Origin of the sequence: Serinicoccus chungangensis, assembly GCF_001483745.1 — a bacterium.
Classification (GTDB): Bacteria; Actinomycetota; Actinomycetes; order Actinomycetales; family Dermatophilaceae; genus Ornithinicoccus; species Ornithinicoccus chungangensis_A.
Genome location: NZ_LQBL01000022.1, coordinates 288,975 through 304,811, shown reverse-complemented (window position 1 = coordinate 304,811; position 15,837 = coordinate 288,975). Strand labels below are relative to the sequence as shown.

Annotated in this window: 16 protein-coding genes and 1 tRNA gene; 13 read left to right on the top strand and 4 right to left on the bottom strand. The window is 75.3% G+C overall.

What is annotated here, in order from left to right; all coding sequences use genetic code 11:
- Positions 1 to 235: 235 nt before the first annotated feature.
- Genes AVL62_RS07045 through AVL62_RS07035 form a run of 3 tightly spaced genes read left to right on the top strand, consistent with a single transcriptional unit; the run spans position 236 to position 2,840 of the window.
- Positions 236 to 1,000, top strand: a complete 765-nt coding sequence (locus AVL62_RS07045) for an SDR family NAD(P)-dependent oxidoreductase (RefSeq protein WP_058890926.1) — start codon at positions 236 to 238, stop codon at positions 998 to 1,000.
- Positions 1,001 to 1,059: 59 nt separating this feature from the next.
- A complete protein-coding gene (locus AVL62_RS07040) occupies positions 1,060 to 1,992 on the top strand; it encodes an SDR family NAD(P)-dependent oxidoreductase (protein WP_161937853.1) in 933 nt (310 codons plus the stop codon).
- The gene (locus AVL62_RS07035) at positions 1,980 to 2,840 is read left to right on the top strand and encodes an SDR family NAD(P)-dependent oxidoreductase (protein ID WP_058890924.1); all 861 of its coding nucleotides are present in this window, start codon (positions 1,980 to 1,982) and stop codon (positions 2,838 to 2,840) included. The genes AVL62_RS07040 and AVL62_RS07035 overlap by 13 nt, the downstream gene beginning before the upstream one ends.
- Before the next feature lie 22 nt (positions 2,841 to 2,862).
- Here the strand turns inward: AVL62_RS07035 and AVL62_RS07030 are convergent, their stop codons facing one another.
- Together AVL62_RS07030 and AVL62_RS07025 are read right to left on the bottom strand one after the other, a co-directional pair.
- Positions 2,863 to 3,963, bottom strand: a complete 1,101-nt coding sequence (locus tag AVL62_RS07030; protein WP_058890923.1) for a hemolysin family protein — start codon at positions 3,961 to 3,963, stop codon at positions 2,863 to 2,865.
- Positions 3,960 to 5,405, bottom strand: a complete 1,446-nt coding sequence (locus tag AVL62_RS07025) for a hemolysin family protein (protein ID WP_058890922.1) — start codon at positions 5,403 to 5,405, stop codon at positions 3,960 to 3,962. Before AVL62_RS07025 ends, AVL62_RS07030 begins: the two co-directional genes overlap by 4 nt.
- Positions 5,406 to 5,529: 124 nt before the next feature.
- On the opposite strand from AVL62_RS07025, the gene AVL62_RS07020 reads away from it, so the two are divergent.
- The 4 genes from AVL62_RS07020 to AVL62_RS07005 all read left to right on the top strand — a co-directional run bounded on the left by AVL62_RS07020 (position 5,530) and on the right by AVL62_RS07005 (position 10,482).
- Positions 5,530 to 5,949, top strand: coding sequence for a fluoride efflux transporter FluC (locus tag AVL62_RS07020; RefSeq protein ID WP_058890921.1), 420 nt, complete (start codon positions 5,530 to 5,532; stop codon positions 5,947 to 5,949).
- A complete protein-coding gene (locus AVL62_RS07015) occupies positions 5,946 to 6,323 on the top strand; it encodes a CrcB family protein (RefSeq protein WP_058890920.1) in 378 nt (125 codons plus the stop codon). Before AVL62_RS07020 ends, AVL62_RS07015 begins: the two co-directional genes overlap by 4 nt.
- Positions 6,324 to 6,397: 74 nt before the next feature.
- The gene (locus AVL62_RS07010; protein WP_235585576.1) at positions 6,398 to 7,648 is read left to right on the top strand and encodes a metallophosphoesterase family protein; all 1,251 of its coding nucleotides are present in this window, start codon (positions 6,398 to 6,400) and stop codon (positions 7,646 to 7,648) included.
- Positions 7,645 to 10,482: an AAA family ATPase gene (locus tag AVL62_RS07005; protein WP_058890919.1), complete on the top strand. Its 2,838-nt coding sequence runs from the start codon at positions 7,645 to 7,647 to the stop codon at positions 10,480 to 10,482. The genes AVL62_RS07010 and AVL62_RS07005 overlap by 4 nt, the downstream gene beginning before the upstream one ends.
- Positions 10,483 to 10,535: 53 nt before the next feature.
- Here AVL62_RS07005 and AVL62_RS07000 read toward each other — a convergent pair whose 3' ends face one another.
- Positions 10,536 to 11,003: an OsmC family protein gene (locus tag AVL62_RS07000; protein ID WP_058890918.1), complete on the bottom strand. Its 468-nt coding sequence runs from the start codon at positions 11,001 to 11,003 to the stop codon at positions 10,536 to 10,538.
- 70 nt (positions 11,004 to 11,073) lie between these two features.
- Here AVL62_RS07000 and AVL62_RS06995 point away from each other — a divergent pair, with 70 nt between their 5' ends.
- The 3 genes from AVL62_RS06995 to AVL62_RS06985 all read left to right on the top strand — a co-directional run bounded on the left by AVL62_RS06995 (position 11,074) and on the right by AVL62_RS06985 (position 12,410).
- Positions 11,074 to 11,538 (top strand): SRPBCC family protein, encoded by a 465-nt coding sequence (locus tag AVL62_RS06995; protein ID WP_058890917.1) that lies wholly within the window; start codon positions 11,074 to 11,076, stop codon positions 11,536 to 11,538.
- Between the two features lie 160 nt (positions 11,539 to 11,698).
- Positions 11,699 to 11,771, top strand: a tRNA-Arg gene (locus AVL62_RS06990).
- Between the two features lie 27 nt (positions 11,772 to 11,798).
- Entirely contained in the window at positions 11,799 to 12,410 is a 612-nt protein-coding gene (locus AVL62_RS06985; RefSeq protein ID WP_058890916.1) for a hypothetical protein, read from the top strand.
- Between the two features lie 6 nt (positions 12,411 to 12,416).
- Here the strand turns inward: AVL62_RS06985 and AVL62_RS06980 are convergent, their stop codons facing one another.
- Positions 12,417 to 12,893, bottom strand: a complete 477-nt coding sequence (locus AVL62_RS06980) for a GyrI-like domain-containing protein (RefSeq protein WP_058890915.1) — start codon at positions 12,891 to 12,893, stop codon at positions 12,417 to 12,419.
- Between the two features lie 89 nt (positions 12,894 to 12,982).
- Here AVL62_RS06980 and AVL62_RS06975 point away from each other — a divergent pair, with 89 nt between their 5' ends.
- The 3 genes from AVL62_RS06975 to AVL62_RS06965 all read left to right on the top strand — a co-directional run bounded on the left by AVL62_RS06975 (position 12,983) and on the right by AVL62_RS06965 (position 15,782).
- On the top strand, positions 12,983 to 14,044 hold the full coding sequence (locus AVL62_RS06975) for an FUSC family protein (RefSeq protein ID WP_083518766.1): 1,062 nt from the start codon (positions 12,983 to 12,985) through the stop codon (positions 14,042 to 14,044).
- 73 nt (positions 14,045 to 14,117) lie between these two features.
- On the top strand, positions 14,118 to 14,462 hold the full coding sequence (locus AVL62_RS06970) for a UBP-type zinc finger domain-containing protein (protein ID WP_058890913.1): 345 nt from the start codon (positions 14,118 to 14,120) through the stop codon (positions 14,460 to 14,462).
- Between the two features lie 57 nt (positions 14,463 to 14,519).
- Entirely contained in the window at positions 14,520 to 15,782 is a 1,263-nt protein-coding gene (locus AVL62_RS06965) for an MFS transporter (protein ID WP_058890912.1), read from the top strand.
- Positions 15,783 to 15,837: the final 55 nt, after the last annotated feature.

Genomic DNA, 15,837 nt, shown 5'->3' with positions numbered 1-15,837 from the left:
CTGCTCGATCTGCGCCCGGTGTTCGACGGCGTCTCTGGCTACGGCCGGGTCGGCTGACCCCAGCCCCGCCCCGGCGGGTCCGCTCCCGCCTCGACGACAGCCCCGGCCGCACCCCGCGTGCGGACCGGGGCTTCGTCATACCCGGGCAGGCCGGGCGCGCGCGCCGGGCCCGGGCTGACTACCGTGGGACCGTTCGCCCCGGCGACGTCACCGAGTCCCGAACCAGGAGGTCCCCGTGCAGGTCGAGGGTGCGCGGTGCTGGCTGGTCGGGGCCTCCAGCGGTCTGGGCGCGGCGCTCGCCCGTGCGCTGGACCGGGCGGGGGCCGAGGTGGTCGTCAGCGCCCGGCGCGAGGAGCGGCTGAGCGAGCTGTCCGCGGGTACGCGGATGCGCCCGGTCACCGTCGACGTGACCGACGCCGACAGTGTGCGCACCGCCTGCGACGGGGTGCTGGCCGAGCTCGGGGGCCTCGACCTCGTCGTCTACTGCGCCGGCACCTGGCAGGTGTCGGACGTGGGGGAGTGGGACCAGGAGTCCTTCGAGCAGCACGTGAGCACCAACCTCCTGGGGCTGGGCCGGTGCCTCGACGTCACCCTGCCGACCCTGCGGGCCCAGGGCGGTGGCACCGTCGTCGGGATCGCCTCGGTGGCCGCCTACCGGGGAGTCCCGGGAGCCGACTACTACGGGCCCACCAAGGCGGCGGCGGTCAACCTGCTGGAGGCCCTGCGCGCCTCCCTGCGGGCGGACGGGGTGCGGGTGATGTCGGTCCTGCCCGGCTTCGTGCGCAGCGAGATGACCGACTCGGCGGACTTCCCGCAGCCCTTCAAGATCACCGCCGAGGACGCGGCCGCGCGGATCCTGGAGGGGCTGGCCCGGGACCGCGCGGTGCTCGTGTTCCCCCGCCGGATGCGGGCGCTCATGACGGGTGCCCGCCTCGTGCCGGCGGGGCTGTGGCCGCGCCTCACCCCGGTGCTGCGCCACCCCTGGGCGAGGCGGCTGTGAGGGCACGGCTGCGATCGACGCGGCCGGACGGTGCGGGCGGACCGCGCGGCCTCGTGCTCGTGACCGGCGGGTCCAGCGGCATCGGGCTGGCCACCGCCCTGGCGCTCGCCGCGCGCGGCACGCCGCTCGTGCTCCTCGCCCGGTCCGCCCCGGCGCTGGCGGAGGCGGCCCGGCAGTGCCGGGCCGCGGGCTCCCCCTCGGTCGACACGGTCGTCTGCGACGTCACCGACCGGGTCGCGGTGGAGGAGGCCTTCGCGCAGGCGGGACCGGTGCAGTCCGTCGTGCAGGCGGCCGGGGTCATCGCCTACGCGGAGTTCCGCGAGCTGCCCGAGGAGCACCTGGACCGGGTGCTGGAGGTGACGCTGCTGGGCGCCGCCAACGTCGTCCGGGCGGCACTGCACCACTTCCACGCCCGGGGCTCCCGTGGCGACCTGGTGGTGGTCGGATCCCTGCTGGGCCGGGTCGTCACCCCGTACATGTCGAGCTACATCACGGCCAAGTGGGCCCTGCACGGGTTGGTCCGGACCGTGCAGGTGGAGCAGCGCCGGCACCGCCACCTCCGGGTGAGTCTCGTGGCCCCGGGGCCGGTGGACACGCCCATCTACGAGCACGCCGCCAGCCGGCTGCCGCTGGGGCGTCGCCCCCCGCTCCCGGTCGACAGCCCGGAGTCCGTGGCGCAGGCCGTGCTGTCCTGCCTGGACCGGCCCCGCCGGACGACGATGGTGGGCGCGTTGGGCCCGTGGGTCGCCCTCGGCTTCACGGTGCTCCCCGGCCTCTACGACGCCATCGTCACCCGGGTCTTCCACGCGGTCGCGATGACCCGCACCCCCGCCGAACGCAGCGAGGGCAACCTCTTCGCCCCCGTCGAGGGAGAGCAGGTGCACGGCGGCTGGGTGCGGCCCGGGAGGCCGCTGGACCGGGTCCGCGCCGGTCGTGTGCCGCCCCGCCACGGCCGGGCCGCCCGGTACCTGGAGGACGAGTGCGCGCCCTGATCACCGGAGCCTCGAGCGGCGTGGGTCGAGGCGTGGCGCACCAGCTCGCGGCCGCGGGCTGGGACCTGCACCTCGCCTCGCGCAGCCCCGGCCCGCTCGAGGACGCCGCCGCGGAGTGCCGGGTCCGCGGCGCCGGCGAGGTGACGGTGCACGTCTGCGACGTCTCGGACCGGTCGGCGGTCGCCCGGCTCCTGGCGGGTATGCCGCCGCCGGACGCCGTCGTCCACGCGGCCGCCGTGCTGGCCTACGGCCGGTTCGAGGACGTGCCGGCGGACGTCTACGACGCCGCCGTCCGGACCACCCTGAACGGCACCGCGCACGTGGCGCAGGAGGCGCTGCGGGCCTTCGCCCGGGCGGGGGACGTGGGCCACCTGGTGCTGGTCGGCTCCCTCCTCGGCGAGGTCCCGGTGCCGACGATGTCGTCCTACTGCACCGCCAAGTGGGGGGTCCACGGACTCGCCCGGTGCCTGCAGGTGGAGACCCGGTCCCTGCCGCAGGTGCACGTCAGCCTGGTCGGTCTGGGGGCGGTCCGCACGCCGGTCTACGTCCAGGCCGGCACCTACCAGGGGCGCCGCGGCCGCCCCGCCCCGCCCTCGGTCTCCACGGAGCACGCGGCCCGGCGGGTGGTGCGGGTCCTCGCTCGCCCCCGCAGGCTGCGCCGCGTGGGCGTGCTGACCGCGCCCACCGCGTGGGGGCACCGATGGGCTCCCTGGGCCTACGACGCCATGATCACCCCGTTGTTCGGGGCCTTCGGCCTCGAGCCGGACGTCGACCACGGTCGCGACGGACCGGGCAACGTGCTCGCCCCGACGCCCGAGGGCGAGGCCGTCGACCACCACTACCGCTGACGGGGGTGTGCGCGGCAGGTCCTCAGGCGAGGCCGGGGCGGGCGGTCACGGCGCTCGGCTCGTCGGCCGACCCGGTGTCGGACTCGTCGTCGAACTCCCCGAGGATCTGCTCGAGGATGTCCTCCATGGAGACCATGCCCACGGCCCGTCCCTGGTCGTCCCGCACGAGGGCGAGCTGACCGCGCTGCTGGCGCAGGCTCGCCACGGCGTCGATGAGCGGCATCGACGCCGGCAGGGAGGCGACCGGCTGCAGGAAGTCCCCGAGCGGGCCCTCCCCCCGGCCCTGGGCCGAGGCGAGGATGGCGTCCCGGACGTGCACCAGGCCGCGGATGCGCTGCTGGCCCTCGCGGCCGGTGGGCTCGACGACGAACAGCCGTGAGCGTCCGCTGCGGTGGCTGATCCGCTCGACGTCCGCCGCGGTCGCGGTCCGCAGGACCGTCACCGCCTGGGTGGCCGGGAACATCACCGACTCCACGGTCTCCTCCTCCAGCCGCAGCGCACCGGTGAGGATCTGGTGGTCGGCGTCCTCCAGCACCCCGTGCTCGTGGGACTGGGCGAGGAGCAGCTGCAGGTCCGCAGGGGTCTGGGCGTTACCGAGAGCGTCCACCGGGTCGATGCCGCCGAGGCGCAGCAGCTGGTTGGCCAGGGCGTTCATGACCCAGAGCACCGGGCGCGCGACCCAGGTGAAGGCCCGGAAGGGCAGGGCCAGCATCATGGCCGAGCTCTCCGGGTGCGAGATGGCCCACGACTTCGGCGCCATCTCCCCGACCACCATGTGGAGGAAGACCACGACCGACACAGCGATGGCCACCGCGATCGCGTGCACGGCCACGTCGGGCACGCCGAGGGCGTGGATGACCGGCTCGAGGAGGTAGGCGACGGCGGGCTTGGCCAACGCACCCAGCGCCAGCGTGCAGAGCGTGATGCCCAGCTGCGCGCCGGCCAGCATGAGCGACAGCTCGCGCGAGGCGTCCACGGCGGCCCGGGCGGCGCGGCTGCCGGCCTCCGCCCGCTCCTCCAGCCGGTGCCGCTTGGCCGCGACGACCGCGAACTCGGACCCGACGAAGAAGCCGTTGGCGACGAGCAGCAGCACGCTGACGAGGAGGGCCTGGGTCGTGCTCACCGGGCCACCCCCGCGCCGTCGCCACCGGCGGGTGCGGCGATCACCAGCCCGTCGCCGAGATGCTCGCGCTCCTCCTCGGCGAGCTCCTGCCACTCCTCCAGGGTGCGCGTCACCATGGGGCTGAGGGTCACGACCTCGGGCACGAAGCGCCGCGTCCGCACGACGTCGAGGCGGGCGAGATGGACGTACTCGTCGCCCTCGCCGTCCCGGCTGGTCCACGTGACCACGACGCTGTCACCGTCCTCGGCGGTGCGTCCCAGCTGGTCCAGGACGAGCCCGGACAGGGTGTCGTAGTGCTCGTGCGTGGGGAGCTCGACCCCGGTGAGCTGGGCGACCTCGTCGATGCGCAGCCGGGCCGAGAGGTCCCACACGCCCCCGGCGCGGGCGGCGCTCGTCGCCTCGTCGTCGTCGTCCTCGTCCCAGATCTCCCCGACGACCTCCTCGGCCACGTCCTCGAAGGTGACGATGCCGGCGAAGCCGCCGTACTCGTCCACCACGACGGCCAGCTGCTGGTGACCGGCCCGCAGCGCCTCCAGCACCCGGGGGAGGGGGAGCGACTCGGGGAGGATGAGGGCGTCGTCGGTGAGGTCGCGCACGAGGGTGGTGTGCCGGGCCTGGGGCTCGACGGCCAGCAGGTCGTGCAGACCGATGACGCCGACGATGTCGTCGATGTCCCGGCCCACGACGGGGAACCGGGAGTGCCCGCTCTCCAGGGCCTCGAGCACCACCCCGGCCGCCTCGTCGGCCTGGATCGTCTGCACCGACGTCCGCGGCGTCATGACCTCCTCCGCGACCCGGTCGCGGAAGGCGAGCCCGCGGCCCAGCAGGGTGGACAGCTCCTCGTCGAGCGTGCCGCCGCTGTGCGACTCGGCGATGATGCGGGTGAGGTCCTCGGGGGTGGCTCCCTGCGGCAGCTCCTCGACCGGCTCGATCCCCACCGAGCGCAGCAGCGCGTTGGAGGCCTTGTCGAAGAACGCGATGACGGGGCCCAGCACGGTGAGGTAGACCAGCGTGCTGCGCGAGAGCGCCCGGGCGAGCGGCACCGGGCGCGCGATGGCCCAGTTCTTCGGGCCCAGCTCGCCGATGACCATCTGCAGGACGGTGGAGAAGGTGAGGGTGCCGATCGAGAAGAGCGAGATCATGGCGGCGCGCGCGAGCCAGCCGGACTCGGCATACGACTCGGTCAGCCCGCGCACCAGCAGCGCCTCGCCCAGGTAGCCGACCATGAGCGCCGTGACGGTGATGCCGAACTGCGCCCCGGAGAGGGTGAACGACAGCCGGGAGGTGACCTTGAGCGCCCGCTGGGCCGGGGCGTCCCCCTCGTCGGCCAGCTGGCGCAGCCGGCCGCGGTCGACGCTGACGTAGGCGAACTCCTGGGCGACGAAGTAGCCCGTCATGAGGGTGAGGACGACGATGACGACGATGCCGCCGACGATCAGCACGTGGCGCCCCCCGCGCTGCAGGTCAGCCGGGCGGGGAGGCCGCCCGGCCCGGGACTCGGAGGTTGCGCGTCGCTGCCCGGTCGGTCCATGCCGCCCAGTGTACGACCGCGGGTAGGGTCGCCCCGTGTCCTCGTCCCCAGGGTCCGTCCGGCACCCGCTGCATCCCCAGACCCTGGTCGCCGTCGCCGTCGGCGGAGCGCTGGGGTCCCTGCTGCGGTGGTCGGTCGAGGCGGTGCTCGTGCCCGAGCCCGGGGCGGGCGGGTGGCCGTGGGCCACGATGCTGGTCAACGTCCTCGGCAGCGCCGCCCTCGCGTGGCTCGTCGTCCACGACGACCACGCCGCTCATGCCTGGTGGCTGCGGCCCGGGCTGGGCACCGGTCTGCTCGGGGGGTTCACGACCTTCTCCACGTATGCGGTGCAGGTGGCCGTCCTCGGGACGGTCGCCCCGGTGACCTCCCTGCTCTACCTCCTGTCCACGGTGCTCCTCTGCGTCGGGGCCGCGGCACTGGCCGGGGGTGCCGCGCTGCGGCGGGTCCGAGGATGACCGGGGGTGTCCCCGCCCTGGTGGCGGTCCTGTGCGTGGCCGTCGGCGGCGCCGTCGGTGCGGTGCTGCGCCACCTGGCCTCGCGGCCACCCCTCGGACCCGTGCGCGGGGTGCTCGTCGTCAACGTGGCCGGGGCCGGGGCGCTGGGCGTGCTGGTCGGGCTGTCCGGGACCCTCGCCCCCTGGCTCCTCCTGCTCCTCGGCACGGGGCTGTGCGGGGCGCTGACGACGTGGAGCACCCTGGCGGTGCACACCTGGCGGATCGGGCGCCGGGCCCCGGGACGCGCGGCGGCCCACCTCGCCCTCACCCTGGCCCTCGGGCTCCCTGCCGCGCTGCTGGCCCACGCCGCGACCGTGGCCGTCGTGGGGGCGTGAGGCCCTGCGCCGCGACCTCCCGGATCGCCGACACGGCCGACGCCTGCCGGGGTGTGTCGGTGCGCTCTCCTACGGTGGGAGCGACACCCCGGCCCGGAGACGAGAGGAGGGCGGAGGAGATGGTGCGGCTGCTGCACACCGCCGACTGGCAGATCGGGATGACCCGCCGCTTCCTCGAGCCGGAGGCCCAGGCGCGGTTCGGCGCAGCCCGCGTCGAGGCGATCCGCGCCCTCGGCCGCCTGGCCCAGGAGCAGGGCTGCGCGCTCGTCGTGGTCAGCGGCGACGTCTTCGAGAGCAATCACCTCACCGGGCAGACGGTGCGCCGTGCCCTCGAGGCCCTGCGCGCGGTGCCGGTGCCGGTCTACCTCCTGCCCGGCAACCACGACCCCCTCGACGCGGCCTCGGTCTACCGCTCCGACGTCTTCGTGCGGGAGTGCCCGCCCCACGTGCACGTCCTGGACACCGCCGGGGCCCGCGAGGTGGCGCCCGGGCTGGAGCTGGTCGCGGCGCCGTGGGAGAGCAAGCACCCAGGTCGCGACCTCGTGGGCGAGGCGGTCGACCTGCTGCCCGAGGGGCCCGCACCGGACGGTGTCGTGCGCGTGGTCGTCGGCCACGGCGGGGTGGACGACGTCGACCCCCGGTGGCGCGACGCGGCGACGATCCGCACGTCCTCCCTCGCGGCCGCGCTCGACGAGGGGCGGGTGCACTACGTGGCGCTCGGCGACCGGCACTCCCGGACCGCGGTGGCCGGCCGCCAGGACATCCACTACCCCGGTGCGCCGGAGCCCACCCGGGAGACGGAGGTGGACCCGGGGCAGGTGCTCGTCGTCGACGTCGACCCCGGCCGGGCCGCGGGCGAGCGGGTGCAGGTGACGCCGCACGCCGTCGCGACGTGGCGCTTCCTGGTGCTCGAGCGGGAGGTGGACACCGACGCGGACCTGGACGCCCTGGACGCCGAGCTCGGCGGTCTGGTCGACAAGGACCGCACGGTCCTGTTCCTCACCCTGCGCGGCACCGTGACCGTCGCCCAGCACGCCCGGCTCGAGGACCTGCGCGAGCGGCACCGCGACCACCTCGGGGCCCTGGTCGAGCGCGAGCAGCACCAGCAGGTCGTGGTCGTCTCCGACGACGACGTCTGGCGCGAGCTCGGCCTGGGTGGCTACCTCGCGGCAGCGGTCGACGAGATGCAGGCGCAGGCGCAGGCGCAGACGCCGGCGCGAGCGCAGGCCTCCGGGGAGGGCCTCGTCGTGGGCCGGGCCGACGACGACGAGAGCGCCCGGGACGCCCTCTCGCTGCTCTACCGGTTGAGCAGGAGCCGGTCATGAGGCTGCACCGCATCACCCTGCGCGACGTGCGCGGCGTCACCGAGCGCACCGTCCACCTCCCGGACCGTGGTGTGGTCGTGGTGGAGGGACCCAACGAGATCGGCAAGTCGACGCTGCTGGAGGCCTTCGACCGGCTGCTGGACCTCAAGGCCACGTCCCGCAGCGCCAGGGCCCAGGCGCTGCAGCCGATCGGGCGCGACGTGGGCCCCTTCGTCGAGGCCGAGTTCACCATCGGGGGGACGCGGGTGCGGTTGGCCAAGCAGTGGCTGCGCAGCCCGCGCACCGAGCTGGAGGTCCTGGGCGAGCGTCCCGAGCAGCTGGCCGGGTCGGCGGCCCAGGCACGCCTGGAGCAGCTCGTCTCCCACCTCGACACCACCCTGTGGGACGCGCTCCGGCTGGCCCAGTCCGACGACGGCACCCTCGTGCCGCTCATGTCCAGCGGTGTCCTCCAGCAGGCGCTGGACGCCGCGGCGGACGCGCACCTGCACGACGGCGACGGCGAGCAGGTGCTGGGGCTCGTCGAGGAGGAGTACCTCCGCTACTTCACCGCGCGGACCGGACGGCCCACGGGCGACTACCGGGGGGCGATCGAGGCGCACCACGCCGCGCAGGCCGAGGTCGCCGAGGCCCACCGGCGCCTCGTCGAGGCCGAGGACCTCCTGGACCGGCAGCAGCGCGCGCGGGACGCCGTCGGGAGCGCGACGGAGCAGGTGACCGGCTGCGAGGAGGACCTGCGGCTCGCGCAGGAACGGGCCGACGCGGTCGCCGAGGTGGTCGCCGGGCACGAGCGCGCCGCGGAGCGGTTCGACCGCGCACGGGCGGCCGCCGAGGCGGCCCGGCAGGCGCACGCGCACCGCGAGGAGCGCGTCGACGGCGTGGCGCGTCTGGGTGAGACGGTCGTCACGCTCGAGGAGCAGCTGGCCGACCTCGCCGACCGGGGCGGGGCGCTGCAGACGCGGCTCACCACCTCCCAGGAGGCGCTCGCGGGCGCCGAGGCCGCCGTGGAGGAGGCCGAGGAGCTGCTGGAGCGGGCGCGGGACGCCCGCGAGAGGGCCGACCGTCGCCTCGAGCTCGGTCGCTGCCGCACCGAGCTGACCGGGCTCGAGCAGGTGGTGTCAGCCCTGCAGGAGCAGCTCCAGGTCGTCCTGCGCGAGCGCGGTGCCGGCCCCCCGTCGCCCGTCAGCGAGCCCCGGCGGCAGGAGGTCGAGCGGCTGGCGCAGGAGGTCGACGTGCTCCGGGCGCGCCACGAGGCCGCCAGTGCCGCCGTGCGGGTCGAGGCCTGGTCCGCCGGCGTGAGCGTGGGTGCCGTGGGCGGGCCCGGCGGCACCGCCACCGACCTCGAGGCGGGGCAGGTGCGTGAGCTGACGGCGACCGACGACCTCGAGGTGGTCGTGCCCGGCCTGGCCCGGGTGGTGGTGCGCTCGCCCGACGCGGACGCACGCCGTGCCGAGCTCGAGCGGGCGCGCACGTCACTGAGCGACACCCTGCACGACCTGGGCTGCGAGAGCGTGGAGGAGGTCCGGGCCCGGTCCGCCGCCGCGGCGGAGGCGGCCGAGCGGCTGCGCGACGCCGAGCGCGACCTCACCTCCATGCTCGCCGCCCGTGGCGTCGGCGAGCCCGACCGGCACGAGGCTCTCGCCTCGGGTCGACTGCCGCAGGCCCTGCAGGACCGGGTCGACGCCGTCCGCGAGCGGGTGGCCGTCCTCCGGGCCGAGGTGGCCGGCCCAGGAGGTGACCCGACCCTGCACCGGCCGGAACGGATCACCGACGCGGGAGGTGGCTCGGACGGTGGTGCGCGAGACGGGGCGGACGACGGTGCCCGGGAGACCACCCCGGAGCAGGCCGAGCGTGCGGTGGCGGCTGCGGTGGAGGCCGAGCGGGCCGCCGGTCGCGGCGTCCGGCAGGCCCGGGAGGCCCGTCGGAGCGCCGCCACCGCGGCCGCGGCAGCACGGGAGGAAGCTGCCGCGGTGACCGCCGGCCTGGACCGGCTGCACGGCCGGCTCGCGAGCGAGCGGCCCCGCCTGGAGCAGGAGGGGCAGCTGCTGGAGCGCGAGCGGGCGGAGCGCCCGGACGACGTGCTGCTCGACCTCGCCCGCGACCGTGCGGAGGCGCTCGAGGCGGCCCGGCACGAGCTCCGCCGGGCCGAGGAGGCCGTGCGCGCGGCGGACGTGCCGGGACTGGCGGCGCGGGTGCAGACGGCGCGAGCGGCGCTCGACCACGCCCGGGGCGACCTAGACCACGCCCGCGAGCTGCTGCACACCCTCACCGGCCAGGTGGAGCTGGCCGCGGGTGAGGGCCGGCAGGAGCTCTACTCCCTCGCCGAGTCGGCGCTGGAGGACGCCGAGCGGCGCCTCGGCGGACTGGACCGCCGGGCCCGTGCGGTACGCCACCTGCGCAGCACCCTGCGCGAGCACCGGGAGTCCGCGCACCGGGCCTACGTCCGGCCCTTCACCGACGCGCTCGAGCGCCTCGGCCGGCAGGTCTACGGCCCGACCTTCGCCGTCACCGTCGACGAGCAGCTGAGCGTGCGGGCCCGCACGCTCGACGGGCTGACCGTGCCCTTCGAGGAGCTGTCCGGCGGGGCCAAGGAGCAGCTCGGCATCCTCGCCCGGATCGCCGTGGCCCACCTCGTGGACCCGGCCCAGGGGGTGCCGGTGGTCATCGACGACGCGCTCGGCTACTCCGACCCGCGGCGGCTGGAGCAGATGGGTCAGGTCTTCTCCTTCGCCAGGGGCACGGCCGGCGAGGACGTCCAGGTCATCCTGCTGACCTGCACCCCGGACCGCTACGCCGCGATCCCCGACGCCCACACGGTCCGGCTGGCGGCCTCCTGAGGATCACCGGCTGAAGGTGGGGGCAGGCAGGAGCCGGCCTCTCACCAGGCCTCTCACCAGGCCACCCGGGTCGTGGGCTCGTGGTGGACCGGAAAGTTCACCGAGGCGGCGATGAAGCACGCCTGCCCCGCCTCGGCGTGCAGCTGCGGCACGAGGTCCACGTGCCCGGGGTCGGCCACCGTGACGACCGGCCGCAGCAGGACCTCGGTGAACCGGCCCCCGATCCCGGACTGCTCCATCGTGCCCACCGGGGTGTCCTCGTAGTCCACGACCGTGACCCCCCGGGTCACGGCGACGTGCAGGAACGACAGCAGGTGGCACTCGCTCAGGGCGGCGACGAGCAGGACCTCGGGGTTCCACCGGGCCCGGTCCCCACGGAAGGCCCGGTCGGCGGAGAGCTCGAGGTCCGGCATACCGGTGCTGCGGGCCAGCACGGCCCGGTCGTAGTCGCGGTAGCCGGAGGTCCCCGTCCCGCGGTTGCCCGTCCACTCCAGCTCCAGCGCGAAGGTGTGCGTCGCCATGGGGCCAGCGTGCCACGCGGCGGGCCGACCTCAGGTCGCGCGAGCTGCGCCCGCTCGTTAGCGTCGGGGTATGACTGATCAGACGAGCCTCACCGTCAGCCGCACCATCGACGCGCCCGCCAAGGACGTGTTCGAGGTGCTGACCCTGCCGGACCACCACGTCGCCATCGACGGTTCCGGCTTCGTGCTGTCCGTCGACCACGGCGACCGCATCACCTCGACCGGGCAGACCTTCCGGATGAACATGAGCGGCGACCACATGGGCGGCGACTACCAGACCGACAACCACGTCACCGGCTACGACAAGGACAAGCTCGTGGCGTGGCAGACCGCCCCGGCCGACACCGACCCGCCCGGCTGGGAGTGGGTCTGGGAGCTCACCCCTCAGGGCCCGGACCACACCGAGGTCCGGCTGACCTACGACTGGGGCAAGGTCACCGACCAGGCGCTGCTCGAGAAGGTCAGCTTCCCGCTCGTCACCCAGGAGCAGCTGGAGACGAGCCTGGGCAACCTCGCCGCCGCCACCACCGGCTGAGTCCCGCACCACCGCCGACGCCCGCCGTGCCCCCGTGGCGCGGCGGGCGTCCGTCGTCGGCCGACCCTGCCCCTGGCCGCCCGGCCGGGCACCGACCTGACCATGGCTGCTGCGGTCGGCGTGAGACGATGGGCCGGTTCCGGCGCCACGGGCCCGGTCCGCCCTCGTAGCTCAGGGGATAGAGCACCGCTCTCCTAAAGCGGGTGTCGCAGGTTCGAATCCTGCCGGGGGCACGTGCTGACGCATCCCGGAGGCACCCGGTGACCCAGGACCGGGAGGCGGAGTGGGAGGAGCGCCTCGCGCTGCCCGTCGTCGTCGCGGCCCTCGCCTCGGTGCCCGCGGTCTTCCTCACGCTGCTGGACGACCCCTACGCCACCGTGGGGGCCGTCACCAACTGGCTCACCGGCGCGGTCCTGCTGGCCGAGACGCTCATCCTCTTCCTCGTCGCCCGGGACAAGCGGTCGTGGGTCCGCCGCAACTGGTGGTTGATCCTGCTCACGGTGGGGGTGGTCCTGGCGGTGGTCCTGGCCGTCGGCCCCCTGCAGCTGCTCCGGCTGCTGCGGGTGGTCGGCGCGCTGCGGCTCATCCGGGCCGGCCGGATCCTCAAGGCGGGGCGCCTGCTGCGCCAGCGGCTCGGCTTGACCGGCCGGTGGCAGCAGGTGCCCGGCGTCCTGGCGACCGTCCTGGTCGCGGCCTTCGTCACCGTGGTGCTGGCCGACCCGACCTCCCAGAGCCGGGTGCTGCTGGAGCAGCTGCTCGGCAGCACCGCGGCGACCCTCGCCACCCTCGTGGCCGGGCTGCTCCTGGGCGTCGCGACCGTCGTCGTGGTGCGACAGCGGCGGCAGGACGCCGGGAACGAGCGGGCACGGTGAGGCGGGTCACTCCTGCCGGGTGACGAACCAGCTCAGCCGGGTCCGCACCGTGTCCGGGTCGACGTCCGGACCGGGCTCGGTGAGGTACTCCTCGAGCAGGCCGCCACCGGAGTCCAGACCCTGCGACCGGACCCAGTCGACGAGCCGCTGCCAGGACCGGCCGAGGTCGTCGTAGGACCCCTCATGCACGAGCTGCGCGGCCTGTCCACCGGGCAGCTGCAGGGTGTCGACCGGGGCCGTGGGGACGAAGGACAGGTCGATTTCGTGCCCCACCTGGACGTCGGTCGTGTCCCCGGGCGGACCGAGGAACCAGGCGAACGCGGGTCCGGCCGGCGTCAGGTGCTGGCTCTCCAGCTGACGGTGCAGGGTCCGGAAGGCACTGTCGAAGAAGGACCGGACCTCCTCGGCCGGCAGGCCGAGGCCGGAGACGACGGCGGCGTGCCGCGGGTCGACGGTCACGAGGGCGGGTGCGTGCTCGGTCATGCTGCATCCTCTCGCGTCCGGGGGGTGACCGGTGGCCGGGGTGGCAGCGCTGCTGGTGCGACCCCCGGGCGGATGTCATAGTCGGGACCATGCCCACCCGTCCTCAGCGCGTGCGGCGCTGGCTCAGCCGGCCCGACGTCCGCAGCGACCTGCTCCAGGTCCTCAAGAGCGTGCTCGCCGCGGTGGCGGCGTGGCTGGTGGCCGACGCGCTGCTCGACCTCGACCAGGCCTTCCTCGCACCCTGGACCGCGCTCCTGACGGTCCACGCGACCGTCTACCGGACCGTGTCGCGCGGGACGCAGGCGGTCCTCGCCACCTCGGTCGGCGTCGTGCTCGCCTTCGCGGCCGTGCAGGTGGGCGGCCACGGGACCCTGACGCTCGCGCTCGCGCTGCTGCTGGCGATGGGCTTCGCCCGGGTGGGGCTGCTGCGCCACGAGGGCATCACCGTCGCCACCACCGTGCTGTTCGTCATCACCGCCTCGACCGACACCAGCTGGAGCGGCCTGGCCGACCGGCTGGCCGCCACCGCGATCGGCGTGGTGCTGGCCCTGGTCGTCAACACCGTCCTCGCCGCCCCGCTGCGCGACCAGAGCGCCCGGCAGCAGGTGGAGGAGATCGACCGGGGACTGGGCCGGCTCCTCCGGGACATGGCCGCGGGCTTGCGGGACCGGGCCGACGACGCGCCCACGGGGGACTGGGTGGACCGCACCCGGACCCTGGACCGGCGGCTCGACAGCGCCTGGCGGCTGGTCTACGAGGCGCAGGAGAGCACGTGGGGCAACCCGCGCCGGCGCCGTGCCTCCAGCAGCGAGGAGCTCTCGCGGGTGCTCGGCCGGCTGGAGGAGGGCATCGCCCAGGTGCGGGGGATATCCCGGCTGGTGCACGAGTCCGCGGTGGAGGCCGAGGAGTGGGACCGCTCCTTCCGGGAGCCCTTCATCGAGCTGCTGGACGAGCTCGGGCAGCGGATCGAGGACCCCGAGGCGGACGTCAAGGAGCTGAGCTCCTGGGCCGACCGGCTGGCCTCGGACCTGTCCGACGGGGGCCTGCCGGACCGGCGCTGGCCGCTCTACGGCGGGCTCATCGAGATGACGCGCGCCGTCATCATCATCGTGGACGACGTCGCGACCTCGGAGGTGGTCCGCCCCGGCTGAGGCGGGCGGGCCGGGCTCTGCTGGCCCTACCCTGAGGCATGCGTGACCCTCGAGACGAGACAGGCAGGACGACATGAACAGCGAGCTGATCGACCCCGCCGTGCCGCCCAGCGGCACCGGGTGCGTGGAGTGCCTCGTCGGCGGCGGGTGGTGGGTGCACCTGCGGCGCTGCGCCCGGTGCGGGCACGTCGGGTGCTGCGACTCCTCCCCGGCGCAGCACGCCACCGCTCACGCGCGCGCCACGGGGCACGCCGTCGTGCAGAGCTTCGAGCCGGGGGAGGACTGGTTCTGGGACTACGACCGGGGCGAGGTGGTGGACGGTCCGCCGCTGGCCGGTCCCACGAGCAGGCCCGCCGACCAGCCGGTGCCCGGTCCGGCCGGGTCGGTGCCCCCGGACTGGCGGCAGCAGATCCGCTGAGCCCGTGCCGGACCGGGCGGTGCGGGCGGGGCCGGCCGCTGCTGGGATAGTGCTCGCATGAGCCAGCCGGTGAGCCACCCCGCCTCGGTGCAGTCGCGCACCGTGCTGACCCTCATGGGCAGCCAGACGCTCGGTGGCATCGGGGTGGCCAGCGGCATCGCCGTCGGCGCGATCGTGGCCGCGGACGTCAGCGGCCGCGACGCGCTGTCGGGACTGGCCACCACCACCCAGGTGCTGGGGGGAGCGCTGTTCACCATCCCCGTCGCGGCGCTCATGGGCCGGCACGGCCGTCGCGCCGGGCTCGCGACGGCATACCTCGTCGGGGGGCTGGGCGCCGCGCTCGCGATCACCGCGACCGCCACCGGCGCCTTCTGGCTGCTGCTGGTCGGCACCACCCTCTTCGGCGCCTCGACCACGGCCAACAGCCAGGCGCGGTATGCCGCGACCGACCTCGCCGTGCCGGAGCGTCGCGGGCGACAGCTGAGCTGGGTGGTGTGGGCGACGACCATCGGCTCGGTCCTCGGGCCCAACATGGTCGGGCCCGGCAAGGCGGTCGCCGGGATGCTCGGGCTGCCGCCGCTGGCCGGCGCGTGGGTGTTCTCCTGCCTCGGCTTCCTCCTGGCCGCGGTGCTCCTCCACGTCCTGCTGCGCCCCGACCCGCTGCTCACCGCCCGCCGGCTGGCCGGTGCGCCGACCGACCGCCCGCCGGGCCGGGAGGGCAACGTCGCCGACGGGCTGCGGATCATCGCGGGTACGCCCACCGCCCTCTGGGCCACCACGGCGGTCACCGTCGGTCACGTCGTCATGGTGGCGGTGATGGTCATGACCCCGCTGCACATGCGGCACGGGCAGGCGGAGATCGAGCTCATCGGGCTGGTCATCAGCCTGCACATCCTCGGGATGTACGGCCTCGCCCCCGTCACGGGCCAGCTGACCGACCGCCTGGGGGCGCGTCCGGTCGTCCTCCTCGGGGTCGGGCTGCTGGTGCTCGCCTGCCTGCTCGCCGCGCTCAGCCACGCCGGCTTCTCGGCCGGCCTCACCGCGGGTCTGGTCCTGCTCGGGCTCGGGTGGTCCTGCACCTTCGTGGCCGGCTCCGGGACCGTGGCCGGATCGGTACCGGTGGGTCAGCGGGCCTCGGTGCAGGGCGCCGCCGACCTGGTCATGGGCCTGACCGCCGCCGTCGGGGGTGCCCTGGCCGGGGTGGTCATGGACGTCTTCGGGTATGCCGTGCTCTGCGCGGTCGCCGCCCTCGCCGCCGTGGGACTCGCGGCCTACACCGTGACGCGCGGCGACCACGAGCGGAGCCCCGTCGGGGTGTAGGCGGCCTGAGGTGGCCCACGCGGGTGTGGCGGGGGCGGCGTTGCCGCCGGGAGTC